General features: G+C 56.5%; 22 protein-coding genes. 16 read left to right on the top strand and 6 right to left on the bottom strand.

What is annotated here, in order from left to right:
• Nucleotides 1-138: 138 nt before the first annotated feature.
• Together BMZ32_RS10595 and galU are read left to right on the top strand one after the other, a co-directional pair.
• Nucleotides 139-2,595, top strand: coding sequence for a DUF4062 domain-containing protein (locus tag BMZ32_RS10595; RefSeq protein ID WP_090241937.1), 2,457 nt, complete (start codon nt 139-141; stop codon nt 2,593-2,595).
• Between the two features lie 825 nt (nt 2,596-3,420).
• Nucleotides 3,421-4,260, top strand: a complete 840-nt coding sequence (gene galU / locus BMZ32_RS10590; protein WP_090241936.1) for a UTP--glucose-1-phosphate uridylyltransferase GalU — start codon at nt 3,421-3,423, stop codon at nt 4,258-4,260.
• A 51-nt stretch (nt 4,261-4,311) separates the two neighbouring features.
• On the opposite strand, the gene BMZ32_RS10585 is transcribed toward galU, so the two are convergent.
• A complete protein-coding gene (locus BMZ32_RS10585) occupies nt 4,312-4,734 on the bottom strand; it encodes a VOC family protein (protein ID WP_090241935.1) in 423 nt (140 codons plus the stop codon).
• An 85-nt stretch (nt 4,735-4,819) separates the two neighbouring features.
• Between BMZ32_RS10585 and gorA the strand changes: the two genes are divergently transcribed.
• From gorA to BMZ32_RS10565, 4 genes are all read left to right on the top strand, one after another.
• The gene (gorA, locus tag BMZ32_RS10580) at nt 4,820-6,178 is read left to right on the top strand and encodes a glutathione-disulfide reductase (protein WP_090241934.1); all 1,359 of its coding nucleotides are present in this window, start codon (nt 4,820-4,822) and stop codon (nt 6,176-6,178) included.
• 7 nt (nt 6,179-6,185) lie between these two features.
• On the top strand, nt 6,186-6,809 hold the full coding sequence (locus BMZ32_RS10575) for a trimeric intracellular cation channel family protein (RefSeq protein ID WP_090241933.1): 624 nt from the start codon (nt 6,186-6,188) through the stop codon (nt 6,807-6,809).
• A 340-nt stretch (nt 6,810-7,149) separates the two neighbouring features.
• Entirely contained in the window at nt 7,150-8,109 is a 960-nt protein-coding gene (locus tag BMZ32_RS10570; protein WP_425272876.1) for a site-specific integrase, read from the top strand.
• A 204-nt stretch (nt 8,110-8,313) separates the two neighbouring features.
• A complete protein-coding gene (locus tag BMZ32_RS10565) occupies nt 8,314-8,823 on the top strand; it encodes a ProQ/FinO family protein (RefSeq protein ID WP_090241932.1) in 510 nt (169 codons plus the stop codon).
• A gap of 146 nt (nt 8,824-8,969) precedes the next feature.
• Here the strand turns inward: BMZ32_RS10565 and BMZ32_RS10560 are convergent, their stop codons facing one another.
• Both BMZ32_RS10560 and BMZ32_RS10555 read right to left on the bottom strand, forming a co-directional pair.
• Nucleotides 8,970-9,170: a hypothetical protein gene (locus BMZ32_RS10560; protein WP_090241931.1), complete on the bottom strand. Its 201-nt coding sequence runs from the start codon at nt 9,168-9,170 to the stop codon at nt 8,970-8,972.
• A 158-nt stretch (nt 9,171-9,328) separates the two neighbouring features.
• Nucleotides 9,329-10,234 (bottom strand): LysR family transcriptional regulator, encoded by a 906-nt coding sequence (locus BMZ32_RS10555; RefSeq protein ID WP_090241930.1) that lies wholly within the window; start codon nt 10,232-10,234, stop codon nt 9,329-9,331.
• A gap of 141 nt (nt 10,235-10,375) precedes the next feature.
• Here BMZ32_RS10555 and BMZ32_RS10550 point away from each other — a divergent pair, with 141 nt between their 5' ends.
• Together BMZ32_RS10550 and BMZ32_RS10545 are read left to right on the top strand one after the other, a co-directional pair.
• Complete coding sequence (locus tag BMZ32_RS10550; protein ID WP_090241929.1) at nt 10,376-11,119, top strand: SDR family oxidoreductase; 744 nt, start codon at nt 10,376-10,378, stop codon at nt 11,117-11,119.
• A gap of 291 nt (nt 11,120-11,410) precedes the next feature.
• Complete coding sequence (locus tag BMZ32_RS10545) at nt 11,411-12,664, top strand: dicarboxylate/amino acid:cation symporter (protein ID WP_090241928.1); 1,254 nt, start codon at nt 11,411-11,413, stop codon at nt 12,662-12,664.
• A 174-nt stretch (nt 12,665-12,838) separates the two neighbouring features.
• Here the strand turns inward: BMZ32_RS10545 and BMZ32_RS10540 are convergent, their stop codons facing one another.
• Nucleotides 12,839-13,852 carry a zinc-dependent alcohol dehydrogenase family protein gene (locus BMZ32_RS10540; RefSeq protein ID WP_090241927.1) on the bottom strand — a complete coding sequence of 338 codons (1,014 nt, stop codon included), beginning with the start codon at nt 13,850-13,852 and terminating at the stop codon, nt 12,839-12,841.
• Nucleotides 13,853-14,114: 262 nt separating this feature from the next.
• Between BMZ32_RS10540 and BMZ32_RS10535 the strand changes: the two genes are divergently transcribed.
• From BMZ32_RS10535 to BMZ32_RS10520, 4 genes are all read left to right on the top strand, one after another.
• Nucleotides 14,115-15,032 (top strand): LysR family transcriptional regulator, encoded by a 918-nt coding sequence (locus tag BMZ32_RS10535; protein WP_090241926.1) that lies wholly within the window; start codon nt 14,115-14,117, stop codon nt 15,030-15,032.
• 164 nt (nt 15,033-15,196) lie between these two features.
• Nucleotides 15,197-16,438, top strand: coding sequence for a multidrug efflux RND transporter periplasmic adaptor subunit MexE (mexE, locus tag BMZ32_RS10530; protein ID WP_090241925.1), 1,242 nt, complete (start codon nt 15,197-15,199; stop codon nt 16,436-16,438).
• Between the two features lie 14 nt (nt 16,439-16,452).
• On the top strand, nt 16,453-19,632 hold the full coding sequence (locus BMZ32_RS10525; protein ID WP_090241924.1) for an efflux RND transporter permease subunit: 3,180 nt from the start codon (nt 16,453-16,455) through the stop codon (nt 19,630-19,632).
• Entirely contained in the window at nt 19,629-21,017 is a 1,389-nt protein-coding gene (locus BMZ32_RS10520; protein WP_090241923.1) for an efflux transporter outer membrane subunit, read from the top strand. The genes BMZ32_RS10525 and BMZ32_RS10520 overlap by 4 nt, the downstream gene beginning before the upstream one ends.
• A 142-nt stretch (nt 21,018-21,159) precedes the next feature.
• On the opposite strand, the gene BMZ32_RS10515 is transcribed toward BMZ32_RS10520, so the two are convergent.
• Nucleotides 21,160-21,921, bottom strand: coding sequence for a GntR family transcriptional regulator (locus tag BMZ32_RS10515; protein WP_090241922.1), 762 nt, complete (start codon nt 21,919-21,921; stop codon nt 21,160-21,162).
• 617 nt (nt 21,922-22,538) lie between these two features.
• Here BMZ32_RS10515 and BMZ32_RS10510 point away from each other — a divergent pair.
• Nucleotides 22,539-23,888: an NCS2 family permease gene (locus BMZ32_RS10510; RefSeq protein ID WP_423815453.1), complete on the top strand. Its 1,350-nt coding sequence runs from the start codon at nt 22,539-22,541 to the stop codon at nt 23,886-23,888.
• A 68-nt stretch (nt 23,889-23,956) separates the two neighbouring features.
• Entirely contained in the window at nt 23,957-24,583 is a 627-nt protein-coding gene (locus BMZ32_RS10505) for a LysE family translocator (RefSeq protein WP_090241920.1), read from the top strand.
• A gap of 133 nt (nt 24,584-24,716) precedes the next feature.
• Here the strand turns inward: BMZ32_RS10505 and uraH are convergent, their stop codons facing one another.
• Entirely contained in the window at nt 24,717-25,070 is a 354-nt protein-coding gene (uraH, locus tag BMZ32_RS10500; RefSeq protein WP_090241919.1) for a hydroxyisourate hydrolase, read from the bottom strand.
• A gap of 413 nt (nt 25,071-25,483) precedes the next feature.
• Here uraH and puuE point away from each other — a divergent pair, with 413 nt between their 5' ends.
• Both puuE and uraD read left to right on the top strand, forming a co-directional pair.
• Nucleotides 25,484-26,428, top strand: a complete 945-nt coding sequence (gene puuE, locus BMZ32_RS10495) for an allantoinase PuuE (protein ID WP_090241918.1) — start codon at nt 25,484-25,486, stop codon at nt 26,426-26,428.
• On the top strand, nt 26,425-26,940 hold the full coding sequence (gene uraD, locus BMZ32_RS10490; protein WP_090241917.1) for a 2-oxo-4-hydroxy-4-carboxy-5-ureidoimidazoline decarboxylase: 516 nt from the start codon (nt 26,425-26,427) through the stop codon (nt 26,938-26,940). The genes puuE and uraD overlap by 4 nt, the downstream gene beginning before the upstream one ends.
• The last annotated feature ends 6 nt before the right edge of the window (nt 26,941-26,946 follow it).

Raw genomic sequence — 26,946 nt, 5'->3', positions numbered from 1 at the left:
CCATTCATCCTTGTTTGACAGCTGTTGTCGAGCTTCGAGTTCGGCGTAGCCAATGGTCAATCGGACTAGCGATGGAAATCACATCGCCGACGAGGCCCAATGATGAACAACATGCACATGGAACGGGTGTAGCGGGCAATGGCAGGAACACGACGGTTCATCAAAATATTTCTTGCTTCTCCAGGCGATCTAACTGAAGAGCGGAAGGTTGCCAAAGTGATCGTTGACGATTTCAACAGTCAGTTGGCGGACGCGCTCGGATATCAAGTCGAACTAGTCGGTTGGGAAAACACGCTACCCGGCGTCGGCCGGCCGCAAGCGATCATCAATCGCGATCTTGACGGATGCGATCTCTTCATTGGCATGCTTTGGAAGCGTTGGGGCACGCCGCCGGGAACGGAGCCCTACACGTCCGGTTTCGAGGAAGAATTCAATCGCTCAATGACGCGAAACGCGAAGGAGGGGCGACCTGAGATCAATCTTCTGCTGAAGGATCTTGACGCCGCGTTGCTCGCCGACCCAGGGGATCACCTCAAGAAGGTCATCGCATTCAAAGAGCAAGTCTTTGCCGAGAAGAAGCTGTTGGCGGGGACCTTCACGGACGTGCGGGACTTCGAAGGTAAGTTCCGCAAGTGCATCCAGGGATACGTCATCGCACTTGCCAATAAGGACAAAGCGTCAGAGTCCGAGAAAGACCAAGCACCTCTTGCCGAGACGCAAACTACGTCGGCGACCGAGCCAGGGCCGACAACGCCACTCTCCGTGGAAGGTGCAATATTCCTGCGAAATTTCTTGACGACGGCCGAGAAGGCGACCGATGAGCATCCTCTGACTGCCGACGACGTGGCGCGGGTCAGATTGCTTTCCATCATCGCGGCCGTCCACGGCAACGATCAGGAGTCGCTGGGATCGCACGACGCGAACCTTCTCTTCAAGGCGCGGACGAAGTTCGAGTTCGGCCGACGCGAACTCAACGGGCTGCTTGACGACGGTCTGGCACACTTCAAACACGAGAACGTGCCGCTCTGGCACTGGGTTGCAGCGGTCGATGGTTTCAAGAACAACATATTGCCCATTTGCTCTGTGGTCGGCACGACCGACCGGCGTGTCGGCGCGCTGAAAGCCATGCGCCTGATCGCGGAACCGATCGTCGACGAGGAGCACTTTGGCCGCAATGAGATCGTTCCGCTGTGGCTTGCCAAAGCTGCCGAAACCGCAGTGCGCGTGGCCGCCTTGGAGTATCTGAGCGAATGCGGTCAGCCGTCAGACCTGCCCTACATCAATGAGGAGTTCGCTCGGAACGAAACACAGACAACCAGTGCGGCAGCCAACGCCATCATCCGCATCACGCTGCGTGACGATCGCCGCGCGGCCCTGGAGGCGCTCTACACCTTGCAGCCCAGCACGGTGAAGCAGGGTCTGCTCGACGATCTGTTCAGCCGCGATGCCGAGTTTGACGGTGAAATCTTGCTGCGTGGACTCAGTCATCGCAACGTGTTGGTTAGAACCACAGTGATCAAGTTGTTGCAAAAGCGGCGAGCGCTTGTTGCGAGCGTCGCCGAACCATTGCTAAACGACAGCGATGCGGAGGTACGCTATGCCGCGCTGCTGGCGCTCGTCGCAAGCGGCAGGAGCTATTCTGTTGAGCAGGCGAAAGCCGTCCTTGTGCGCAACAACCCGGCCCCCACGGGGCTTGCACTGTTCGCCATGAGCCGGACCGATACGGAAGGTGAGGCCGTCTTAGAGCGTTACACCGAGCAGTTCTTTGACCGTTTGACCGTCGCGCAGCTCGAAGAAGAGCGATCGGCGATCTTCGATCAGAACGCCTACTTCGCGCTGATCCGTCGAAACTTCAGGCTGCGCGGCGATGACCTGCGTAAGGCCGTTGCTAATCAGTTCGTAGATCGTTTTGAGTCGTTACTGGAAGAAATGACTAAGCGGTATGGGACGCTGACTGACCTTATCGAGAAGACCCGCTCACTTGGGAAGCACTTGCGCAGCAGGTTTACACGCGAAGGCTTGGACATCATCTGCAGCAGACTCGACGCGGCCGACCTATCGCTCGTTCGAGCTATGCTTGCGAGTGGCAGTGTCGACTACTCAGCCGCAGACCTTCAGTACCTCGCGAAGTTCGGCCAATGGTGCGACATTCCCTTGGTGATCGCATCGCTCGACCGGCCCGAATACGGTCGCAAGTACACATTGTTGCTTTCAATTGCGAGCAGCACCAAGCACGATGATGCGGCACGTACGCTGTATGCGCTCGGGAAGCATAGGCTCAATGACCTGCTGGCCACCACGATGCCCGGACAGCTCTTGGCGCGCATCATTCCATTGATACCCGACAAGGCCTTCCAGGCGCTTGCCGATGCCGTCATCGTTCAGCTCATGCGGTCGGAGATTGAGGACGTGCGGAAGTTGGCCTCGCTCAAGTATGTCCGCGCCTTTCCGCGCCGCCGGGTAAAGGCGTTTCTTGACGAGTACATGGCTGCCGATCAGTTTTACTATAACGTCATTTATTGGCTCGACTTCGGCATATCCGTCCCCAGAGACAGAATGCTGCGTGCAGCCGGGAAGGCATTGTTGGATGCCTAGCACGCTAGGGCGCAATGAATTGCGTCCTACAGTTGTAAAGTCACAGGTGCCCAACCGTCACCGCTTGTTGCAGCTCAGAATTGAATCCAGCAGTTCTTAGCGTGCAAATGGTTGAGCTGTTACCCGCCTAACAAAGGCGGGTCCCTCTGGCAGCAATTGCTCACCTTACGGTCGTCAGGCCCGCACGCTTCGCGAAATTTTCACTTCGGCGAAATCCCCGCCCTTTGTCCACCTTTTTTGGCTAAAAATCAGTCAGAACGTGTGCATAACATACTGATTTCACTCACTTCGACCATCTCAAATAAAGGTGGCAAGGTGGACACGGTGAACGTGCTGATCTTAATCAAATATGAAACAAGGCCCGTATTCGTTGGGTTTCAGCGTCATAGGGGAGGGGGTGGCCAAATCCCTACAGCTCTAGACCTCAGCCACCGTACGCCCAGCCGTTTTCACACAGCCGCGAAATAAAAAACTTAGCCTCTACCTGCCAATGGTGGACGTTACGCGTCACGGCATTGTATTGGGGGTAGATTGGGGGTTAGGGATACGTTTAGGGATACGCAGCATTGAAGTAGGCACTAGAAGACAGTAATGGCGGGGCGTGCGGCAATGTGTTCGACCCCGGCTTAGGCACCATACAAAGATCAGCTGTTTTTGACACAGTTGTAATCCACTGAAGCCGGCCTTACAGCCGGTTTTTTTGTGCCTGCTATTCAGCCTTAACCTTTTCGTGTGCAGTAGGGCTTAAGTTTGCTGGGCATTGTAAGGCCTGTGCAGCCTGATAGACTGCGTGCGCACTTTTCACATCATTGCTCAAGGTCCCCCATGATCAAGAAATGTTTGTTCCCTGCAGCCGGTTACGGCACCCGTTTTCTGCCAGCCACCAAGGCTATGCCCAAGGAAATGCTGCCGATCGTGAACAAACCGTTGATCCAGTATGGCGTTGAAGAGGCGCTGGAAGCCGGCTTGACGGAAATTGCCATGATTACTGGTCGCGGTAAGCGCGCGCTGGAAGATCACTTCGATATCAGCTACGAGCTCGAACACCAGATTCGCGACACCGACAAAGAAAAGTACTTGGTCGGCATTCGCCGCCTGATCGACGAATGCAGCTTCTCGTACACCCGTCAGGTAGAAATGAAGGGCCTGGGTCATGCCATTCTATGTGGCCGCCCGCTGATAGGTGATGAGCCCTTCGCCGTGGTTCTGGCCGATGACCTGTGCCTGAACTTGGACGGCGATGCGGTGTTGACCCAAATGGTTAAGCTGTTCAAGCAGTTCCGCTGCTCAATCGTTGCCATTCAGGAAGTACCACCCGAAGAAACCCATAAATATGGTGTGATTTCCGGCGAGATGATTCGTGATGACATCTACCGGGTTAACAGCATGGTCGAGAAGCCAAAGCCGGAAGATGCGCCGTCGAACTTAGCCATCATCGGGCGTTATATCCTTACGCCGGATATCTTCGAGTTAATTGAGCAGACCGAGCCTGGCAAAGGTGGGGAAATTCAGATCACCGACGCACTGATGAAGCAGGCACAGAACGGTTGTGTGATCGCCTATAAGTTTAAGGGCAAACGCTTCGATTGCGGCGGTGCAGAAGGTTATATCGACGCTACTAACTTCTGTTTTGAAAACCTCTACAAAACCGGTAAGGCTTTTTGATTAAGCCCTTGGCGCGGTAACACACAGCCACCCTCGGGCGGCTGTGTGCTTTCAGGTCGTAGGCATATGCTCGGCGCCAGGCCCGAGCGGCTGGCCATAGCTAAACTCCACATAATTGCCTGCAGGATCTCGCACGCCGCAGTAATAGCCAACGGGATAGGCTTCATCACGCGGCTTCCAGACCAGACATCCTGCCAGTCGTGCTTTCTCGGCAATGCTGTCGACCTCAGCTCGACTGTCCAGGGCAAAACCGAAATGGCTGTAATCATCTGCGGCTAATTGGCGGTCCTTACCACCCGGCATGAGCACGAAAATAAAGCGGTGTTCTTTATCCGTTTCGGCCATCCAGACAATCGTTGAGCCTTTACCCGCACGCCGGTGTATTACTCGCATCGCGCAAAACTGCTGGTAAAAAGCAATGCATGCCTCCAAGTCAGGCACATGCAATGCCACATGGGTAAGGGTAGGGCGCATCACTTTTCTCCTTTTGTTACGTGTGCTTCAAGCTTAGGTGCTAGCTCCGCTTGGGGTATGCTTGCCGCTTGCTATGGAGGCTGAAATGACCTACGACTTCGACCTGTTTGTGATTGGTGCCGGTTCCGGCGGTGTGCGAGCCGCGCGATTTGCCGCGGGTTACGGCGCGCGCGTAGCGGTTGCCGAAAGCCGCTACCTCGGGGGGACCTGCGTTAACGTCGGCTGTGTGCCCAAGAAGCTACTGGTCTACGGCGCTCACTTTGCTGATGACTTCGAGCAGGCGAAAGGTTTCGGCTGGTCGCTTGGGCAAGCTAGCTTCGACTGGTCCACCCTAATTGCGAACAAGAACCGCGAGATTGATCGGCTTAATGGTGTCTACCGCAACCTGCTGGTCAACAGTGGTGTGACCTTACTTGAGGGCCATGCGCGGATTGTCGATGACCACAGTATTGAGCTGGACGGTAAGCGCTACAGCGCCAAACACATTCTGATCGCCACCGGCGGTTGGCCGCATATTCCCGAAGTGCCTGGGCACGAACACGCGATCGGTTCGAATGAAGTGTTCTTTCTAGAGCAGCTGCCTAAGCGTGTGCTAGTCATCGGCGGTGGTTATATTGCTGTGGAATTTGCTTCTATCTTCAACGGCCTCGGCGCGCAAACGTCACTGCTCTATCGCGGCGACTTGTTCCTGCGCGGCTTCGACAATGCAGTGCGAAAGCACCTGCAGGAAGAGCTGACCAAGAACGGTGTCGATCTACAGTTCAATAGTGATATCGCACGCATCGATAAGCAGGCCGATGGCAGCCTGCTGGCCACGCTGAAGGATGGTCGCGCTCTCGAGGCCGATTGTGTTTTCTACGCCACTGGGCGCCGACCAATGTTGGACAACCTGGGCTTGGAAAACATCCATGTCGAGCTCGATAAGCGTGGCTATATAAAGGTGGATGAGCAATACCAGAGCAGCACACCATCGATTCTCGCCATCGGCGATGTCATTGGTCGTGTTCAGCTGACGCCGGTTGCGCTGGCCGAAGGCATGGCAGTAGCAAGACGTTTGTTCAAACCGGAGGAGTACCGCACGGTTGATTATCAAACGATCCCGACAGCGGTATTCAGCCTACCTAATATTGGCACGGTCGGGCTGAGCGAAGAGCAGGCCAAGGAGGAGGGCTTCAGCGTCCAGGTTTTCGAGAGCCGTTTCCGGCCGATGAAACTGACCATGACTGAAAGCCAGGAGCGAACGCTGATGAAGCTGGTGGTGGACGCCAAGACAGACCGAGTACTCGGCTGCCATATGGTTGGCCCAGAGGCCGGTGAAATCGTCCAAGGTCTTGCGGTTGCTCTTAAAGCTGGCGCGACCAAGCAGATCTTTGATGACACCATCGGCGTGCACCCAACAGCTGCCGAAGAGTTTGTCACCATGCGCACCCCCGTCCTGTCTTGAGGCCAACATGGAGCAACTGTTCTATCTAGCGGACTTGTTCGGTGTCGCCGTTTTCGCCATCACCGGCGCGTTAATGGCAGGGCGCAAGTCCATGGACCTGTTTGGCGTGCTGGTGATTGCCATCATCACAGCCTTGGGGGGCGGTACCTTGCGTGACTTGATTCTGGATAATCACCCCGTCAGCTGGATTCGTAATGACCTGTACATAGTCGTCGCGTCACTGGCGGCTGTTGGCACTGTCATCTGGGTGCGGCTGACCCAACCTATCCACGAAAAGGGCCTGTTGCTGGCCGATGCCTTTGGGCTAGCGGTATTTACCGTGATCGGCACCGAAGTCGCCATGCAGCACAACGTCCCCTATAGCACGGCAATCATCATGGGGGTGATGACTGGGGTGGCGGGGGGAGTCATGCGCGATGTAATCTGCAATGAGATTCCGCTGATCTTTCAGAAAGAAATCTACGCCACCGCCTGTATTGCCGGCGCTCTGGTGTTTATCGTCATGCGCGAGATTGGAACACCACACTGGCTAGATACCAGCGTTGCGATGCTCACGGTGTTGCTGACGCGCCTGGCTGCCATTCGTTGGCACATTGCCTTGCCAAGCTTCCACTTGCTCGATCGCGACTGAGTGGGCAGGGTGATGGTGCTTTCTTGAAACCATCTCCTGTGCGGAATAATAGGGCACCTGAGTCATCACTCATCGCCTTGGGCAATCGGCGTTAAAGCAGGATTGTCGAAGGAGGCCGCAAAATTAGCCAGAACAAGCATATGTATTGCACAACATGTTGTGGTGGAAAGAGCGTCCTGCTTTGAACCGGCACCTAAGCCGAATAATCTCGAGCATTCAATTTCATTACATGAGCAGTGAATTTAACTCAACTAAATGACTATTTAGTTGAGTTAAATTCATACAGGACTATTTTAGATTGGCTGACCACAGCGATAGTGCAGTACCAAAATCACCAAAAATGTTCGCTGAACTTGATGTAGTACCTACAAAAGGGGCAGGGTGCGCACTGACAGACCTGAAAAATCCTCTGATTCAATACCTCACCAGGCTCGCGCCTTCCAGCCAACTGACCATGAAGTATGTGCTGCAGGATGCCACATACCGTTTGGGTTTCGACGAGATCGACCTTCATGAGATTCCATGGCATTTGCTCCAGCCTGGGCATATAACCGCACTGGTAGCAGCGCTGCGCGAAGATGGCTACGCACCGAACACCTCATCCTTGTACGTCAATGCGCTACGTGGAGTGATGAACGAGGCCTGGCGACTTAGCCTGATCGACCAGGATCATCTGCTGAAAATCCGCTCGGTGAAACCCAGCAGTGGCACACGGATGATCCAGGGGCGTAATCTAAAGCGCAGCTTGATTCGCGAACTCATGGAAATCTGCGCCGCCGACCCTAGACCTCAGGGGCTTCGGGATGCGGCAATTATTGCAATCTTGTATGGCTCCGGCATGCGCAAGTCTGAATCAGTGAACCTTGACCTGAAGCAGATCGATTTTGCTGAGCGCAGCCTGTGCGTACTGGGCAAAGGTAACAAGGAGTTGGTCAAGTACGCCCCAAGCTGGGCATTCGAAAAACTCAATATCTGGCTCGCATTCAGGCGCTCACAACTGCCTGTAGCACAGGATGACGATGTTTTTTTGTTTAATCGGATTCGCCGTGGCAGCCACATAACCCGCGAGCGCATCAGCAAACATGCGATCTACTACATAGCCCAACAACGCGGGCTGCAAGTCGGCGTGAAAATCATGCCGCATGATTTTCGCCGCTCATTTATTACCCGCGTGATCGAAGAGCACGATCTGTCTCTGGCGCAGAAGCTCGCGCACCATACGAATATTCAAACAACTGCAAACTACGATGTGCGAGATGAAAACGAACGCCGTCGCGCCATCGACAACTACGGATTTTAAATAGCATTACAGCAGTCCAATAACTATGATTTAACATAATATACATTATACGAAGTCTTAAGCCGCCAGCACGGCAGCCATAGCAACGCTGTCACTATTAGTTTCGACCCAGAGCCGCCTGCCATGAAAGGCAGAAATCGGTCAGGCTGCATTAAATGGGATAACCTTGCACCCTGAATCAATCATAAGGCTGTGAACTAAGCGATGGGTTTTGAACAACTAGCTGAGCTACGCGACCGCCTTCGGGCCGAAAAGGTACAAGTGCAAGATGATGGCACGAAGCAACCTATACGCAAGCCTTCTGAGCAGGCTAAGCCTCGCGAGAAAGATCCTGCGGTGGAAGTGATCTGGCGATTGCAGAAGCACTTTCCATTGGCCTTCCCGGTCAATCCGGCCCCCAAGGCTCCGCTTAAGGAAGGCATTTTAAAGGATGCCGAGCAACACATAGAGCTGCTTGGAGTATCCAGAGAACAGCTCAATCAGGGCATCGCTACCTGGTGCCGAGGAAGTCGATATTGGGCAAGCATGACGGAGAACGCGCCGCGCTTGGACTTGAGCGGCCAGGAAGTTGGAATGGTAACCACAGCTCAGGCGCTGCATGCGAAGCAGCAGGCTAAGCGCCAGCGCGGGCAAGCACGACGTAATCAGAAAACGCCGAAGGAGCCTATTCAGGATAAGGCCATAGATAACGCTGTAGAACAGGCCTTGGATTAAAATCACCTGTCCTTAGCACCGACTTGCCCAATCAACGATTTCGTATAGCGAACGGCTTACACGCGCTGGTGGCGATGTCCTCTGTCAGGCCTTAGCCGTCGAGCCTAATCTAGATACATCAACTGAAGCGCTGGATGCGCTCAGGATCACGGACGATCGACCATGGCCTGGATTGCTACCGACAGGATGTCGGAATGGTCTTGAAAAAACCCGCCTCGGCGGGTTTTTTGTTTTCCCGCGCCGGCACTGGCGGGCTGCGTGACTCCCTCGCCCTCCTCTGCATGAAGCGCCATTGAGAACAGCTTTTTAGCGTTTTCACTTTTCAAGTCGTAAGGAAATACTGACATGCGTAACGGCTGATGTATTGCACTCACAGCGTTACTCGCAGTTGTGAATACTGTTATGGATCGCTGACCACCGGCTGAGGGAAAATACATGCATTCGAGGCCAAGGCAACACAACATGCTGCCAACATCTATTGAGCTGATCCAACTTCAGTTGTATCTCAGCTGCAAGGAAAACGTTGCGGGTCCTGAAATGCGTTAGTCAGATGATCGAAAACCAGGCGCACCCTACGTGGTACGGGGCCCTGCTGCGGGCGATAGATGAACAGATCCCAGGGTGGCGAGGCAAGATCGTCCAGCACCCTTACCAACCTGCCGCTGCGGACGAAGGGGCTGGTCAGGTAGGACGGGATCTGGCCAAAGCAAACGCCGGACAGAATTGCCTCCAGCTCGGTATCGGCGTCGTCGCAGATCAGCACCGGTTGCCGGGGGCTGAAGCTCTGGCCGTCGGCAAACAGCCACGGCCAGGGTCTGCCATTGCGCTGGTCAATCAACGCCGACAGCGGACAGGCATCCAGCGCCTGAATCGAGCTCGGCACGCCCGTCCGGTCGATTAGCTCCGGGCTAGCAACCACATCCATGGGCACTGGTGCCAGTGCCTTGGCGACGTAACGACGGTCGCGTATCAACCCGACCCGGATACCTATGTCGATCTGAGCCTCCACCGAGTCAGTCATCTGGTCCTCCAGCCGCAGGTGGAACTGCAGGTTTGGATGAGCCGCCATCAGCGGCTGCAGAAACGGAATCAAATAGTGTCGGCCAATGGTTTGCGGTGCGGTAATACCGATACGGCCCGAAAGCTCAGGTTCACTGCGGTGTGAGCGGAACAGTGCATCGAAGTGCTCGAGGGCCGCGCGGGCTTCCTGCGCATAGCCCTGGCCAAAGGCGGTGATGTGCACCTGGCGAGTATTGCGGTGGAACAGCGGTTCGCCCAACTCAGCTTCCAGCGCCTGAACAGCGCGTGTGACCCCCTGCGGAGAAATGCCCAGGCGTGTGGCAGCTTCGCGAAAGCTGCCGGACTCGGCAGCGGCGCAGAAGATCCTGACCATCTCCATGCGATTGAGCATGGGTTATCCCCTTCTACTCCTGAATTAGGAATAGCTTAATCCAAACATTTCCATTTATTGCGATTTACTGTGGATCTACTGTGATCGCAGGCTAGGGACATCTCCCTGCGCCATCCAACCTGTCACGATGAGGTTCGCAGCATGAGCAACAACATTTCCGGAAAAGTGGTGATTATCACTGGCGCCAGCAGCGGTCTGGGCGAAGCCACGGCCCGCCATCTGGCAGCTAAAGGGGCATGTGTAGTCCTGGCGGCGCGTCGCAAGGACAAACTGGATGCCCTGGTAGCGGAGCTGGTGGGCGCAGGTGGCCAGGCGGTTGCCTACCAGACCGATGTCACCTCCCAGGATGACATCAAGGCGCTGATCCAGGGCGCGGTGGACACCTTCGGCCGCCTCGACGTGCTGGTCAACAACGCCGGCCTGATGGCCATCGCGCCCCTGAGCGAAGGGCGTGTGGACGAGTGGGACCGCATGATCGACATCAACATTAAGGGCTTGCTGTACGGGGTTGCGGCCGCTCTGCCGGTGTTCCAGCAGCAAAACAGCGGTCATTTCATCAATATCGCATCAGTCGCCGGCCTGAAGGTATTCAGCCCGGGCGGCACGGTTTATAGCGGCACCAAGTTCGCGGTCCGCGCCATTTCCGAGGGGCTACGCCATGAGGTTGGCGGTCGCATTCGGACCACCACCATAGAGCCGGGTGCCGTCGATTCCGAGCTCAAGTTTGGTAGCTCCCACCAGGCCAGCCGCGATTTCGTGGTCGACTTCTACCAGCAGGCCATTCCCGCCGAGTCGGTGGCCCGCGCTATCGCCTTCGCCATCGAGCAGCCTGCTGATGTCGATATCAACGAGATCGTGCTGCGCCCGACGTCGCAGGAGTTCTAAGCCAAGCAAGGCGCCTGCGGGCGCCTTGTAGTCAAACCTGCATGAGCAGGAATACGCGATGCGGAACGCATAGATGGATACCGGGGCTCTGCAGGGCTAGCGATGCCTGCCGTCAGGCTCTTTTTAAAACCATCAGAACAGACATGACTGTGATGCAAGCTTCTTAGCTTATTCCACAATATTATTAGCGATTTCATTGATATAGCTCTTTTCGGTCATCAGAATGGCGCGCCTCAGTAATCCCAATTCCATGCGGCCTACTTGCTGCATATATAGACTTTTGGAGGGCGCATGTCCGTCACTCGCCAGATCCTACTCGCCCTTGTATTCGGCATCATTACCGGCCTTGTGCTGAATGCTAGCGCCGGTGCATTGCCTGAAGGCAGCGTGGCCTGGCTGGACGCTAATCTATTGACCCCTGTGGGCAATATCTTCCTGCGCTTATTGCAGTTTGTGGTCGTGCCCATGGTGTTCGGCGCTCTGATCCTGAGCCTGACTAACCGCGAACATGGCGCCGCAGTCGGCCGTCATGCCGGTCGCCTGCTGGCGGGCTACGTATTGACCAGTGCCATAGCGCTAGCGCTTGGCATGCTGGTCGCCCAATGGTTGAGTCCAGGTACCGGTGCCGAGAGCCTCGCCAGCCCGTCCTCTGAAGGCCGTCATGCCGACAGCCTCAGTCAATGGTTAGTCGAGCTGGTGCCAAATAACCCGTTTACGGCAATAAGCAGTGGCGGTCTTTTGCAGGTTATCTTCGCAGCGGCACTGATCGGCATCGCCATGCGTGCGTTGCCGGTTGATAGCGCACCGTTACGCCGATTGATCGAGAGTGGCTACACCGTCACCCTCAAAGTGCTGGAGTTCGTACTGAAACTGGCACCTTATGGGGTGTTTGCCCTGATCACTTCGGTGATCGCCAGTCAGGGGCTGGATTTGCTCCTGCGTCTTGGTATGTATGTGGTCGGCCTATCGCTGGCATTGGCGTTGATGGCGGTTCTCTATCTAGTCCTACTGGGTATCACGGGTGCTCGTCCGCTAGCGTTCGTAAAGCATTTTGGTCAAAGCCTGGGTTTCGCCTTTGGTACTGCCAGCTCCGGTGCGACATTGCCATTGGCACTCGGCAATGCACGCAGCTACGGCATGAGTGAGTCCTTAGCCAGCTTTGCCCTGCCCTTTGGCACCGCCCTTAAGCGCGATGGCGCAGCCGTACTGCAGGGTTTCAATGCGTTGTTCGTCGCTCAGTTGTTCAGCATCGACATCACCACCTCACTGTTGATCACGGTGTTCACCACCGGCCTACTCGTCAGCTTTTCAACCGCAGGTGTGCCAGGTGCTGGGCTGGTAGCAATGACGACAGTGCTAGGCGCCGCCGGCTTGCCGCTGGAAGGCGTCGCCGTTGTCGCGGGTGTTGACCGCTTCACTGATGGGCTGCGTACTGCCCTCAATGTGATGGGCAACTGTGCCAATGCTGCCTTGCTTGAACGCCTCGATGGCCGCAGTCAGGTGTCGCCCTCGGTTAATGATGAAGGCGAACGCTCTACGGTTTGAGACGGATAATCGGCTTGGCCAAGGCGCTTCAACTCCATGGCGCGGAGAAACGGCTCAATGCGTTTTAGCGGCTAAGCGCAGAGCCGCTGGATAAAGTGATTCATCCAGCGGCTTGTGCGTGTTTCGCGCCCTACCCGATTGCCGCGTAAAACCTGTCGCCGCTGCCAGTAGCAATTAAACCTGCAGCATCACTCGGCCACGGCTCGGGCAAGTTTGCATATAGCGATGCGCTTCGATTACTTCGTCGAAGCTGAATACTTTATCGACCAATGGCTTGATCAACCCGTCGGCTGTCAGCTGATTAATGCCTTGCACAGCCTTGGCCACAGCAGCCTGATCTTGCGGAATATTCAGCTCTTCCTTGCCCGTGAAGTTGCCAATGCAGTGTACGAAGAACTGAATGTTCTTTTGAAATGCTGCGCAGGCTGGAAATGGCGTTTCATTACCGCCCTGCAGGTCAAACAGGATCAGCCGACCACGCGGCGCGATAGCATCGCCTAGTAGACACATCTGCGGACCGCCCAAGGCGTCCATCACCACATTAACGCCTCGGCCATCAGTCAGTTTGCTCACGCGACTAACCAGGTCCTGCTCCTCAGTGAGGATGATGTGATCGGCACCCAGCTGTTTAAGAAACGCGCTGTCTTCGGCATAGGCTGTCGCGGCGATAACTGTCGCGCCCAGGGCTTTGCCCATCTGCACAATATAAGGGCCCCAGCAGCGACTAGCCGCAGTCACCAGCACGGTTTCGCCTGGCTGCAAATGCGCCAGTTCGACAAATCCGAACCAGCCGACCATTGAAGGCAAATAGTGCACGGCAGCTTGTTGTGCGCTCAGGTTATCCGGGTAGCGGGCCAGCGAGCTGCGCGGTAAAACCACGTGCTCGGCGTAGCTTGGGTAATGGTTAGCGCTGTGCCCCGGGAAGCTGGCAACCCGATCGCCCACGGCCAGATCAGTCACACCGTCACCTAGCGCTAAGACCACACCCGCCACTTCATGGCCGAGGCTGGCGGGTAACTGTGCCAACGTAGGTGCTAGGTTCTGTCGCCAGAGTACGTCGTGCCAGCTGACGCCCACGGCTTCAACACCGACCAGCACTTCACCCGCTGCAGGCGCAGGGACGTTACGCTCTTCGATCTTGAGGACATCAGCCTCACCAAACTCATGGAATCGCACTATGCGGGACATCGCAAACCTCTTCGGTTGACCCATTCAGGCCGCGGCGGTTATTCAGGCTTTCTGCGCTGAGCCATACCAAGCGACCGCTTATGGCCACGGACTTTATCTGGGCTCTGCCAGCAATTCCACCGCTCGGGGCTGATATTCACCATGCATGTCGGTGATGATCAATCGCCAGCCGCTCATTTGCTTGTGCTTGTTGCCTGTCGGCAGCATTCAGCATTAGCCTGAGCCGCACGCAAAACCGCCGCCACTCGACAATGGACACCGGATGAACCGTAACGATCTTCGCCGCGTCGATCTCAACCTGCTGATCGTCTTTGAAACGCTGATGCATGAACGCAGCGTAACCCGTGCGGCGGAAAAACTGTTTCTTGGTCAGCCGGCCATCAGTGCGGCTCTCGCCCGTTTGCGCAGCCTGTTTGATGACCCGTTGTTCGTCCGTACCGGCCGCAGTATGGAGCCTACCGCACGGGCCATGGAGATTGCTGCCCTGCTCTCTCCGGCACTGGATTCAATTTCCACAGCAGTCAGTCGCGCAGCGGAATTTCACCCGGCTACCAGTAATGCGGTATTTCGCATTGGTTTGTCAGATGACGTCGAGTTCGGTTTGCTGCCGCCACTGATTAAACGTTTGCGTGCGGAAGCCCCGGGTGTGGTCTTGGTGATTCGTCGTACCAACTACCTGCTGATGCCCGCTCTGCTGGCCTCCGGCGAAATTTCCGTAGGGGTTGCTTACACCGAAGAGTTGCCGGCCAATGCCAAGCGCAAGGTGCTGCGCCGGAGCAAACCGAAGTTGCTGCGTGCGGATTCAGCCCCCGGCGTATTGAGCCTGGATGACTTCTGCTCTCGGCCACATGCGCTGGTGTCGTTTGCCGGCGACCTTAATGGTTTTATCGATGTGGAACTGGAGAAACTCGGGCGTAAGCGCCGTGTCGTGCTTGCCCTGCCCCAGTTCAGTGGTCTCGGCACGCTGCTCTCCGGCACTGATATTCTCGCCACCGTACCGGATTACACAGCTGCGGCACTGACCGCGGCAGGCGGCGTACGTGCCGAGGAGTTGCCCATTGCAGCGCAGGCGTTCGATCTGCACATGGCCTGGCGTGGGGCCCAGGATAATGACCCTGCAGAGCGCTGGTTGCGCTCGCGCATCCAGATGTTCTGCGGTGACCCGGACAGCTTGGAATAAGACCATTACGCGCGGTGTCACACATTGCTCACATATGTGTTTGTCGATACGCACCTGTAAATAATCATTCTGATTGATACACATCTTCGAATCGTTCGATTCGCCGTAATAGAGCGCTCGCAGCAGACTCCGCCGTCTCATAACACCCAAGAGCGGAAGTACACATGGCACAGTCCAAGACTAACCTTTGGCATTTTCCTCTGGCTCTTGCCGCGGTTTCGCTATTGAGCGCCTGCGGTAACGCGCAGGAAAGCGCACAACAAATACCAGCAGCCAAAGTCAGCGTGGCTGAAGTGATCGAACAGCCAATCACAGAATGGGATGAGTTCACCGGCCGTTTGGAGGCGCCAGAGTCAGTAGACATCCGCCCACGGGTCTCTGGCCTGGTTGACCGCGTCGCTTTCAATGAAGGCAGTTTGGTTAAAAAAGGCGACCTGCTGTTCCAGATTGACCCACGGCCCTTCCAGGCTGAGGTCAAGCGCCTCGAGGCTCAGCTACAACAAGGCCGTGCCAGTTATTCGCGTACTCAAAGCGAAGCTAACCGTGGGGAACGCTTGCGCAAGAGCAACGCCATCTCAGCCGAGCTGGCCGATGCACGCGCCAGTGCCGCCACAGAAGCCAAGGCCGCAGTAGCAGGGATTCAGGCCGAACTCGACAATGCGCGCCTCAACCTCAGTTTCACCCGCGTCACTGCGCCAATTGCGGGTCGCGTCAGTCGGGCGGAAATCACCGAAGGCAACCTGGTCAATGCCGGGCAAAGCCACCTCACCACCTTGGTGAGCACGGATAAGGTGTATGCCTATTTCGATGCCGATGAGCGCGTATTTCTTAAATATGTCGAGCTAGCGCGCCAGGCCGGCAGCCAGACCCGCGATGCCAGCCCGGTTTACTTGGGCCTTTCCAATGAAGAAGGTCACCCGCATATGGGGCAATTGGACTTTCTCGATAACCAAGTCAATCCGCAAACCGGCACCATCCGTGGTCGTGCCGTATTCGATAACCGTGAGAGGCGCTTTACCCCTGGCCTTTACGCACGCCTCAAGCTAGTGGGCAGCAGCCAATACACGGCCGCGCTGATCAAAGACCAAGCAGTAGGTACTGACCTGGGCAAGAAGTTCGTGCTAGTTCTCGATCAGGACAACGCCGTGCAGTACCGCCCCATTGAGTTGGGACCGAAGCTACAAGGCCTGCGCATCGTGCGCAGCGGTTTAGCCAAGGGCGAGCAGATCGTGGTTAACGGCTTGCAGCGTGCATTCCCCGGGGCAACGGTTGATCCGCAAACCGTACCTATGGCTGATGAGCAGACCTTGGCTCAGTTGTCGCAACAGCGCCAGGCCATTGAGCGACACAGTCGCCCTAACGTCGCGGGTAAAAACAGCCCCGCCAGCACAGCGCCACGCGGCTAATTAGGCAAACAACGATGAATTTCTCGCAATTCTTTATTCAGCGGCCGATCTTTGCGGCGGTGCTGTCATTACTGATCCTGATCGGCGGCGCGATTTCGCTGTTCCAATTACCGATCAGCGAATACCCGGAAGTGGTACCGCCCACCGTGGTGGTCCGCGCCGCTTTCCCTGGCGCCAATCCAAAAGTTATAGGCGAGACCGTCGCGTCGCCGCTTGAGCAAGCGATTACTGGCGTGGAAGGCATGCTCTATATGTCGTCCCAAGGCACTGCCGACGGCAAGATGACCCTGACGCTGACCTTCGCCCTTGGCACCGACCTAGACAAAGCCCAGGTGCAGGTGCAAAACCGTGTAACGCGCACCATGCCAACCTTGCCCACCGAAGTGCAGCGCCTCGGTGTGACTGTCGATAAAGCCTCGCCCGACTTGACCATGGTGGTGCACCTGACCTCACCGGACGACCGCTACGACATGCTCTACCTGTCCAACTACGCTGCGCTCAACGTCAAAGATGAGCTGGCGCGGTTGGATGGTGTGGGGGATGTGCAGCTGTTTGGTCTGGGTAACTACTCGCTGCGCGTGTGGCTGGACCCAAATAAAGTCGCCTCGCGTAACCTCACCGCCAGCGATGTGGTTAACGCTATTCGCGAGCAGAACCGCCAAGTCGCGGCCGGCTCGCTCGGTGCGCCGCCGTCCGATGCCGGCAATAGCTTCCAGTTGTCGATCAACACCCAGGGCCGTTTAGTTTCTGAGGAAGAGTTCGAGAACATCATCATCCGTGCGGGTGACAATGGCGAAATAACCCGCCTGAAAGACATCGCCCGCATCGAGCTTGGCTCCAGCCAGTATGCCCTGCGCTCGCTGCTGAACAACAAGCCGGCGGTGGCTATTCCGGTGTTTCAGCGTCCGGGCTCTAACGCCATCGAGATTTCCGATGCAGTGCGCAGCCGTATGGCGGAACTGAAGCAGAGCTTCCCGCAGGGCGTTGATTATGAAATCGTCTACGACCCGACCATCTTCGTGCGGGGCTCCATCGAGGCTGTGGTGCACACCCTGCTTGAGGCCATCATACTGGTCGTACTGGTGGTGATCGTGTTCCTGCAAACCTGGCGCGCTTCGATCATCCCGCTGGCCGCTGTGCCGGTATCCTTGATCGGCACATTTGCCGTGATGCATATGTTCGGCTTCTCACTTAACGCACTGTCGTTGTTCGGCCTGGTACTGGCTATCGGCATTGTGGTGGACGACGCCATCGTGGTGGTGGAGAACGTCGAACGTAATATCGGCCTGGGTAAAACCCCGGTGGAAGCTACCAAGCAAGCGATGAAGGAGGTGACTGGGCCGATCGTTGCCACGGCCCTGGTGCTGTGCGCGGTGTTTATCCCAACGGCCTTTATCTCCGGGCTCACTGGGCAGTTTTATCAGCAGTTTGCCCTGACCATTGCCATCTCCACGGTGATCTCGGCGATTAACTCGTTGACCTTGTCCCCTGCCCTGGCTGCCGTTCTGCTGAAAAGCCATGACGCGCCGAAAGACCGCTTCTCCAAGGTGCTCGATAAGCTGTTTGGCGGCTGGTTGTTCACGCCATTCAACCGGGTGTTCGAGCGCGCCAGCCTTGGTTATGTCGGCACTGTAAAGCGCGTACTACGCGGCAGCGGTATCGCCCTGTTCCTTTACGCAGGGCTGATCGGCCTGACCTACCTGGGCTTTGCCAACACCCCGAGCGGCTTCGTCCCCGCACAGGACAAGCAATACCTGGTGGCCTTCGCGCAACTACCGGACGCGGCCACCTTGGATCGCACCGAAGCGGTGATCAAGAAGATGTCGGAAATCGCCGGCAAACACCCCGGCGTCGCTAACACCGTGGCCTTCCCGGGCCTGTCGATCAATGGCTTTACCAACAGCCCCAACAGCGGCATCGTCTTCACCCCGCTCAAACCCTTTGATGAGCGCAGTGATCCGTCAATGAGTGCCACTGCGATTGCTGCAGAATTAAACGCGCAGTTCAGCGAGATTCAAGACGCTTATATCGCCATCTTTCCGCCCCCCCCGGTGCAGGGTTTAGGCACCATCGGCGGCTTCCGTTTACAGGTGCAGGACCGCGGTAATTTGGGGTATGACGAGCTGTACGTGCAAACCCAAAACATCATCGCTAAGGCCCGGCAACTGCCAGAGCTAAACCCGATGTCGGTGTTCACCAGCTACCAGGTCAATGTGCCGCAGATCGATGCCGCGATAGACCGCGACAAAGCCAAGATTCATGGTGTCGCCATCAGCGACATCTTCGACACCATGCAGATCTACCTCGGCTCGCTCTACGCCAACGACTTCAACCGTTTTGGCCGTACTTATCAGGTCAACGTGCAGGCCGAGCAACAGTTCCGCCTGGAGCCGGAGCAGATCGGCCAACTCAAGGTGCGCAACAAACGAGGGGAAATGGTGCCGCTGTCGGCCTTCCTTAAGGTCAGCCCAAGTGCTGGCCCGGACCGGGTGATGCACTACAACGGCTTCCTCACTGCCGAAATCAACGGCGCCGCAGCTCCCGGTTACAGCTCCGGTCAGGCCGAGGCCGCTATCGCCAAATTGCTCAAGGAAGAATTGCCAAATGGCATGAGCTTTGAGTGGACCGACCTTTCCTACCAGCAGATCCTCGCCGGTAACAGTGCGATCTTCGTCTTCCCGCTTTGTGTACTGCTGGCCTTCCTAGTATTGGCAGCACAGTACGAAAGCTGGAGCCTACCCTTGGCGGTGATTTTGATCGTGCCAATGACGCTGCTGTCGGCCATCACCGGGGTGATTCTGACCGGTGGCGACAACAACATCTTTACCCAGATCGGCTTGATCGTACTGGTAGGACTGGCTTGTAAAAACGCCATCCTGATTGTGGAGTTCGCCAAGGAAAAACAGGAAGAAGGTATGGATCGCGTTAGCGCGGTGCTGGAGTCTTGCCGCCTGCGCCTGCGACCCATCCTGATGACCAGCTTCGCCTTCATTATGGGTGTCGTGCCGTTGGTGCTGTCCTCCGGTGCCGGTGCGGAAATGCGTCATGCCATGGGTGTGGCAGTGTTCAGCGGTATGCTCGGGGTGACCTTCTTTGGTCTGCTGCTGACGCCGCTGTTCTATGTGTTGATCCGCGGTTTCGTGGAAAAGCGAGAGGCTAAAAAAGCCGCCCGTTTGCAGGAGGTGCAGGTATGAAGGCCTTCACCCCTGCTCTCCTCACGCTTGTCTTAAGCGCCTGCGCTGTTGGCCCCGATTACCAAGCTCCGCAGACTGCAGCGGCAACATTCAGCAGTGCGCAAAGCAGCAGCTATGACCGTGTGCGCTTTGAAGCCAGTTGGTGGCAGCAGTTTGACGACCCTACCTTGAATCAGTTGGTCGAACAGTCACTGCAGGATAACCGTCAACTGCGCGTGGCCTTTGCTCGCCTGCGTGCGGCCCAGGCCATTCGTGATGACCTCAGTAACGATCAGTTGCCTACCGTCACCAGCCGCGCCAGTGGCGAGTTCGGCAAAGCGCAGCAACCTGGCGTGACTGAGCAACGCGTACGCGGCGAGCGCTATGATCTGGGCCTGGACATGCTCTGGGAGCTGGATCTGTTTGGCCGTATTCAACGGCAACTGGAGGCCAGCGATGCCGAGCTGGAGGTGGCCGAGGCGGATTATCAGCAACTGCAAGTCAGCCTGATCGCTGAGCTGGTAGATGCCTACGGCAGCCTGCGTGGCGCGCAATTACGTGAACGGATTGCCCGCGACAACCTGAACAACCAACAGCAATCACGGGCCATTACCGAGCAACTGCGCGAGGCTGGTATTGGTAGCCAGCTCGATGTACTGCGCAGCGATGCACGCCTGGCAGGTACTGAAGCCCGTTTGCCGCAACTGCAAGCTGAGCAGCAGCGTGCACAAAACCGCATTACCACCCTGCTGGGGCAGCGTCCTGAGCAACTGAGCATTGATCTGTCGCCACAAGCCATCCCCGCTATTGCCAAAGCCCTGCCTGTTGGCGACCCCGGTGAGTTGCTGCGCCGCCGCCCTGATATTCGTGCGGCCGAACGGCAACTGGCTGCGGCCACCGCCACTATTGGCGTGGCCACGGCCGATCTGTTTCCACGGGTGAGCTTGTCCGGTTTCCTTGGCTTTACTGCTGGGCGTGGTTCGCAGCTTGGTGCCTCGGCCGCACAAGCCTGGAGCATTGCGCCCACTATCAGTTGGGCCGCGTTTGACCTAGGCAGCGTGCGTGCACGCCTGCGCGGGGCCGAAGCCAACGCCGATGGCGCATTGGCTCATTATGAGCAGCAGGTACTGCTGGCGTTGGAAGAGTCAGCCAACGCCTTTAGCGACTACGGCAAACGTCAGAAGCGGCTGCTCGCCCTGCTGCGCCAATCCGACGCAAGCCGTGCAGCCGCTGAACAGGCCGAATTGCGCTATCGCGAAGGTGAAGTGGACTTTCTTGTGCTGCTCGATGCCGAGCGTGAACAATTAAGCGCCGTAGATGCCCAGGCTCAAGCTGAAGTGGAACTGTATCGCGGCATCGTCGCTATCTACAAAGCACTCGGCGGTGGCTGGGAGCCTAACGCTTAACGCCTGCGTTGAGACTTCGCGGGCTGAGCCCGCTAACCTTTTTTTGCCCCACGGCTGTTGCTCCTTGCCGTGGGGTTTTTTTTGTTGACGCCGGGCCAGCGCAAACAGTGACTGCAACCACTAAAGGTTTTGGGTCTTAGAGTTACGAGCGGTTTGTGTTTTTCTTCTTGGTGTTAGGTAGCAAGTGCGAGAACACCGCGTGCAGGTCATCAGATGCGGTATCGCCATCTAGGTTGAGCTTGGCATCAACGCTGTCCATGTGGCGCATCATCAGGCCCACGGCCACCTCGACATTGCCAGCCTCGATGGCATCGATCACATGGTCATGTTCGGCATCCGAGCAATGCGTGCGGCTGTTGCTTTCATACAAAGCGATGATCAGCGAGGTCTGCGAAATCAGGCTGCGCAGAAAACCCAAGAGGGTCAGGTTGCCAGCGGCTTCTGCCAGTTTTAGGTGGAACTCACCCGACAGGCGAATGCCCATGCCACGATCACCACGGGCAAAACACTCGCGCTCATCCATGACCATCTGCCGAAGCGCGGCGATATGTTCTGGCTTGGCATTTTTACAGGCCAACTCGGTAATTGCGCGTTCGATCATGCGCCGCACATAGAAAATCTGCCGCGCTTCTTCTGCGCCTGGGCTGGCCACTACTGCGCCACGGTTGGGACGCAGCAGCACCACGCCTTCATGGGCCAGGCGCGATAAAGCACGACGGATGATCGTGCGGCTTACGCCGAAGATTTCCCCGAGTGCCTCTTCGCTGAGCTTGGTGCCAGGCGCCAAACGTTGCTCAAGAATGGCATCGAAGATATGCGCGTACACGACATCGTCCTGAGTCCCGCTGCGAGTGATTTTGCCTTCGCGCGTCTGCTTCTTAAGGGGCTGCAATTGTTCGTTCATTGTCGCTCGCGTGGTCGAGTTCGGCGGTTGCTCATGCAACTCCCCTGTGTGTTACCCACCTTATGGCAAGCAGCAATCAGTGAAAAGTCACAAATAAAAAGTCCTTGCATTGTACACAATGTGACCAACGCGTACATATCTACCAAAGCATAACGCCCCTGTATACGGGCATTTACACAGGCTTTCAGGGGCATTCCTCTGTTGGAGGCGCGCAGAGTGCCCACTCTTTTCGCGGCAGAGGGGGCTTGTGCATTTAAGCGTTAATAGCGGCGCAGAAAAGTCGTGTTCGAGCCTCTGGGATTCTGTTTCACCCTAACCAATAGAGTCGTGGGTAAAAAACGAAGAAAAGCCAACGCAGCCTGAAAACGCGCTGCGCCGGGTACAGACCCAAAACAGCCGTGCGTGTGGGCTCAATGAAGCTGAGCACACCCATGCTTAGTCAGAAACAGTAATTGCTTTTTTTGTATACAACATCATAATCGGCCTCAGCGTTATTTCTTGACCTATAGGTCAGCTAAGTGCGCCAGCAAACTAAATACACCACCTACCTCAGAGAGCCAAGCAGTACATAGCCCCGGCTTTGGGTGGCACACAACAAGAGATGAGGATTACCCCCTGTGGAAAGCGCTAAACAAGAAAAATCAGCGACACAGATGCAAGGTTTAGGAAAATTCGGCGTGCTTGACCGCTTCTTCAAGCTCACCGAACACCGCACGAGCATCAAAACCGAAGTAATTGCGGGCATTACCACCTTCTTCACCATGGTTTACATAATCTTCGTCAACCCCAGCATTATGGCGATCGCGGGGGTTGATCAGGGGGCTGCGTTTGTGGCGACCTGCGTCGGTGCGGCCCTAGGCTGTTTCCTTATGGGCCTCTATGCCAACTGGCCTGTCGGCCTGGCGCCCGGCATGGGCTTGAACGCGTTCTTTACCTTCACTGTCGTTGGCGACATGGGCTACAGCTGGGAAACCGCACTCGGTGCAGTATTCCTTTCCGGCATCCTGTTTATGATCATGAGCTTGTCGCGCATCCGTGAATGGCTGCTCAATAGCATCCCGATGAGCCTGCGCTTTGCCATGGGCGCGGGGGTGGGGCTCTTCCTGGGCCTGATCGGTTTGAAAACCGCCGGTATCGTTGTCGACAGCCCAGCCACCTTGCTGACCATGGGCAGCTTCGCCAACCCAAATGCACTATTGGCCGCCATCTGCTTCCTGCTGATTGCGGTGCTAAGCCACCGCAATGTGTTCGGTGCGATTCTGTTCAGCATGCTGGCTGTCACGGGGATCGGCATGGCCATGGGCATGGTCGAGTACACCGGCCTGGTTTCGATGCCGCCAAGCTTGGCCCCAACCTTCCTGGCGATGGATATTGCTGGCGCGTTCCAGGTTTCGATGATCAGCGTGGTGCTGTCGTTCCTCTTCGTAAACATGTTCGACACGGCCGGCACCCTCATGGGTGTCGCTCACCGCGCCAACTTGGTGGATGAAGACGGCAAGATTCAGAACCTGTCGCAGGCACTTAAAGCAGACAGCACCTCCAGCGTCATCGGCTCTCTGGTTGGCTGCCCGCCTGTTACCAGCTATGTGGAAAGTGCTGCCGGCGTTGCAGCCGGTGGTCGTACCGGGCTGACTGCGGTAACAGTTGGCGTATTGTTCCTGGCGGCAATGTTCTTCGCGCCACTAGCCGGTATGATCCCGGCCTATGCAACCGCTGGTGCGCTGATTTATGTAGCCATGCTGATGATGAGCGGCATGGCGCACATCGACTGGAAGGACAACACCGATACCATCCCTGCGATTGTAACTGTAGTGATGATGCCGTTGACCTTCTCCATCGCTAACGGTATTGCTCTGGGCTTCCTAACCTATGCAACCCTGAAACTACTGACCGGTCAGCGCGATAAGGTTTCACTTAGCCTGTATGTGCTGTGCGCCATCTTTATTGCCAAGTTCGCCTTCCTGTAAAACTGGCTGGCTAACACTTAAGCCCTGGCACGTTGTGCTGGGGCTTTTTAACATCTGGAGAATTATTAATGAGCCTGGAAACCTGGCTGTTGTTCGCAAGCGCTGCCCTGTTGGTGATTTTGATTCCCGGGCCGTTGTCGTTGCTGATGGTCAGTAATAGTTTGAACTATGGGCTGCGCCGTTCGGCCCCGGCCTTTATTGGCGGGGTGTCCGCCTCGCTTTGCCTGTTGAGTGCTTCGGCACTTGGCCTTGGCGCATTGCTGCTGGCCTCGGAACAGCTGTTCAGCCTGCTGAAAATTGTTGGCGCGCTGTACCTGTTCTATCTCGCTTGGCAAAGCTGGCAAGCCTCACGCAAGGCCGCTAAGCCGCTTGTTGCCGATGAGCCGCCGGTTAATCCAAGCTGTCGCGGCCTGTTCTGGAAAGCCTTTGGCCTGGGGGGCAGTAACCCTAAAGATATTCTGTTTTTCGCCGCCTTCCTGCCGCAGTTCTTCAGCGCTGAGTATTCCCTGCCTAATCAACTGCTGGTGATGATCGCCACCTGGGCGGTGCTGGATCTGGCCTGCAAGCTGTTATATGCCCTCAGCGCCCAAGGTGCGGCGCGCTACCTGCGTTCGGGCAACGGTCAGATGTGGTTCAACCGTATCAGCGCCGCATTATTCGGGGGTGCAGGCGCTGCGTCATTGCTCAGCCGTTAATTATCAGCACAGACGAGTCGAGTGCGCTCACTCGCCTGTGCTCCAGTGGCGGCAAATTGCGCACGAAAAAAAGCCCGCAGTGTGGACGGGCTAGGGACTCTTAATTTGAGTCAGAGGGTGACAAGCAATCGGTTCAGCTACCGCGGTAGGTGGAGTAGCTGTAAGGGGAGATCAGCAGCGGGACGTGGTAATGCTCCTGGCCGGCATCAATGCCAAAGCGCAGCACCACAACATCGAGAAACGCTTGCTCTGGCAATGTGACGCCGCGGGCGCGGTAATAATCGCCGGCGTGGAAATGCAGCTGGTAAACGCCGCTGCAGTAATCATCACCTTGCAGCACGGGCGCATCACAACGACCGTCGTGATTAGTGACTACAGTGTTGAGCAGCTCAAGCTGGGTACCTTCAACGCGGTACAGCTCGATCTTCAGATCGCTGCCAGGGCAACCATGGGCAGCATCCAGTACGTGTGTGGTTAATCGTCCCATCGCTTATGGGCAGCTGCGCAGGCGAGCCAACACAGATGCCGCACCTCCTCTACTTAAATGGTATTCGGCAGATTGATCAGGCTAAGCAGCCTCGACTGAGCTGGAGCATAGCATGCTAAAAATCAAAAATAAGACACTTTATTGAATAACTGTACACAATATTTAGCGCTTTAACCCATGTCTTCAGACGAAATAATTCCTGCAGAATAGCCACAAGCGCTTATCAGCGCTGCTTATGCCTCGCAACAACTGACGCTCCGGACAGTTTTAGCTGGAAGGTCAGACACAGAAAAATAAGTGATTTTTAGATTTACAAGATGCAATGCATTTTGTATACAATTACCCCATCACGGTCGCGCAACGTATTCATGCTTGCCCAATGACCGCCACACACAGCAAGAAGGAAGACTGCAGTGAGCGCTGAATACCCACGCGACCTGATCGGTTACGCCAACAACCCGCCCCATCCGCACTGGCCGAACAACGCCCGCATTGCCTTGTCGTTTGTCCTCAACTACGAGGAAGGCGGCGAGCGAAATGTTCTGCACGGCGACAAAGAGTCTGAGGCGTTCCTATCAGAAATGGTCTCCGCCCAGCCGCTGCAAGGTGCACGCAACATGAGCATGGAGTCGCTCTATGAATACGGCAGCCGTGCGGGCGTGTGGCGGTTGCTCAGCCTGTTCCAGAAGCACGACATTCCGCTGACCATTTTTGCCGTGGCCATGGCCGCGCAGCGTCACCCGGATGTGATCAAAGCGATGGTCGCGGCTGGTTACGAAATTTGCAGCCATGGTTACCGCTGGATCGACTATCAGTACATGGACGAAGCGCAAGAGCGTGAGCACATGCACGAAGCTATCCGCATCCTGACTGACCTGACCGGTGAGCGGCCGCTGGGCTGGTACACCGGCCGTACCGGCCCGAATACTCGCCGCCTGGTGCGCGAAGAAGGTGGCTTTCTCTATGACAGCGACACCTACGACGATGACCTGCCCTACTGGGACTCGGCCAGCACCGCGGCCAACCCACACTTGGTGATCCCTTACACCCTGGACACTAACGACATGCGCTTTACCCAGGTGCAGGGCTTCAATACCGGCGACGATTTCTTTCAATACCTGAAAGATGCCTTCGATGTGCTCTACGCCGAAGGCGTGGCCGGCGCCCCGAAAATGCTCACTATCGGCATGCACTGCCGCTTGCTTGGCCGCCCAGCACGTCTGGCATCGCTGGCGCGCTTTATCGAATACGTGCAAAGCCACGAACAAGTCTGGTGCGCCCGCCGTGTCGACATCGCCAAGCACTGGTATGCGACCCACCCCTTTAATGAGCAGGCTACCAAGGAGTTGTCGAAATGAACCATTTTCAAACCCTGACCCCATCGAGCCTAAGCCGCGAAGCGTTCGTTGCTACCTTCGCTGACATTTACGAACATTCGGCCTGGGTCGCTGAGCAAGCTTTTGACCTGGGTCAGGACCCTAGCATCGATGAAATCGACGGCCTGCATCAGCGCATGGCCGACCTGCTGCTCAGCGCAAGTCATGCAGCACAGCTGGCACTGATCAATGCTCACCCGGACCTCGCTGGTAAGGCCGCGGTGCAGGGTGAGTTGACCGCCGCCTCCACATCAGAGCAGGCCGGCGCGGGCATTCATCAATGCACCGCAGAAGAGTTTGCCCGCTTCACTGCATTGAATGATGCCTACAAAGCCAAGTTCGGCTTTCCTTTCATCATGGCGGTGAAAGGCAGCAATCGGCACCAGCTTCTGGCGGCTTTCGAGACACGTATTCACAACACCCCGGAACAAGAGTTCGCCTGCGCTCTGGCCGAAATCAACAAGATCGCGCTGTTCCGTCTGCAGCAGTTGTAGGGCACA

This window comes from Pseudomonas guineae (genome assembly GCF_900113745.1).
GTDB classification, from domain to species: Bacteria; Pseudomonadota; Gammaproteobacteria; order Pseudomonadales; family Pseudomonadaceae; genus Aquipseudomonas; species Aquipseudomonas guineae.
This window is presented reverse-complemented; position numbering and strand designations above follow the sequence as displayed.

Bases quoted from the DNA above. Each gene is read 5' to 3' on its own strand.
- BMZ32_RS10545 (WP_090241928.1), top strand. From the start codon at position 11,411: ATGTCCGTCACTCGCCAGATCCTACTCGCCCTTGTATTCGGCATCATT.
- BMZ32_RS10515 (WP_090241922.1), bottom strand. From the start codon at position 21,921: ATGAACGAACAATTGCAGCCCCTTAAGAAGCAGACGCGCGAAGGCAAA.
- gorA (WP_090241934.1), top strand. From the start codon at position 4,820: ATGACCTACGACTTCGACCTGTTTGTGATTGGTGCCGGTTCCGGCGGT.
- galU (WP_090241936.1), top strand. From the start codon at position 3,421: ATGATCAAGAAATGTTTGTTCCCTGCAGCCGGTTACGGCACCCGTTTT.
- BMZ32_RS10555 (WP_090241930.1), bottom strand. From the start codon at position 10,234: ATGCTCAATCGCATGGAGATGGTCAGGATCTTCTGCGCCGCTGCCGAG.
- BMZ32_RS10560 (WP_090241931.1), bottom strand. From the start codon at position 9,170: ATGTCAGTATTTCCTTACGACTTGAAAAGTGAAAACGCTAAAAAGCTG.
- BMZ32_RS10585 (WP_090241935.1), bottom strand. From the start codon at position 4,734: ATGCGCCCTACCCTTACCCATGTGGCATTGCATGTGCCTGACTTGGAG.
- BMZ32_RS10540 (WP_090241927.1), bottom strand. From the start codon at position 13,852: ATGTCCCGCATAGTGCGATTCCATGAGTTTGGTGAGGCTGATGTCCTC.
- BMZ32_RS10575 (WP_090241933.1), top strand. From the start codon at position 6,186: ATGGAGCAACTGTTCTATCTAGCGGACTTGTTCGGTGTCGCCGTTTTC.
- BMZ32_RS10565 (WP_090241932.1), top strand. From the start codon at position 8,314: ATGGGTTTTGAACAACTAGCTGAGCTACGCGACCGCCTTCGGGCCGAA.
- BMZ32_RS10535 (WP_090241926.1), top strand. From the start codon at position 14,115: ATGAACCGTAACGATCTTCGCCGCGTCGATCTCAACCTGCTGATCGTC.
- uraH (WP_090241919.1), bottom strand. From the start codon at position 25,070: ATGGGACGATTAACCACACACGTACTGGATGCTGCCCATGGTTGCCCT.
- mexE (WP_090241925.1), top strand. From the start codon at position 15,197: ATGGCACAGTCCAAGACTAACCTTTGGCATTTTCCTCTGGCTCTTGCC.
- BMZ32_RS10520 (WP_090241923.1), top strand. From the start codon at position 19,629: ATGAAGGCCTTCACCCCTGCTCTCCTCACGCTTGTCTTAAGCGCCTGC.
- BMZ32_RS10525 (WP_090241924.1), top strand. From the start codon at position 16,453: ATGAATTTCTCGCAATTCTTTATTCAGCGGCCGATCTTTGCGGCGGTG.
- BMZ32_RS10595 (WP_090241937.1), top strand. From the start codon at position 139: ATGGCAGGAACACGACGGTTCATCAAAATATTTCTTGCTTCTCCAGGC.
- BMZ32_RS10570 (WP_425272876.1), top strand. From the start codon at position 7,150: ATGTTCGCTGAACTTGATGTAGTACCTACAAAAGGGGCAGGGTGCGCA.
- BMZ32_RS10505 (WP_090241920.1), top strand. From the start codon at position 23,957: ATGAGCCTGGAAACCTGGCTGTTGTTCGCAAGCGCTGCCCTGTTGGTG.
- uraD (WP_090241917.1), top strand. From the start codon at position 26,425: ATGAACCATTTTCAAACCCTGACCCCATCGAGCCTAAGCCGCGAAGCG.
- BMZ32_RS10550 (WP_090241929.1), top strand. From the start codon at position 10,376: ATGAGCAACAACATTTCCGGAAAAGTGGTGATTATCACTGGCGCCAGC.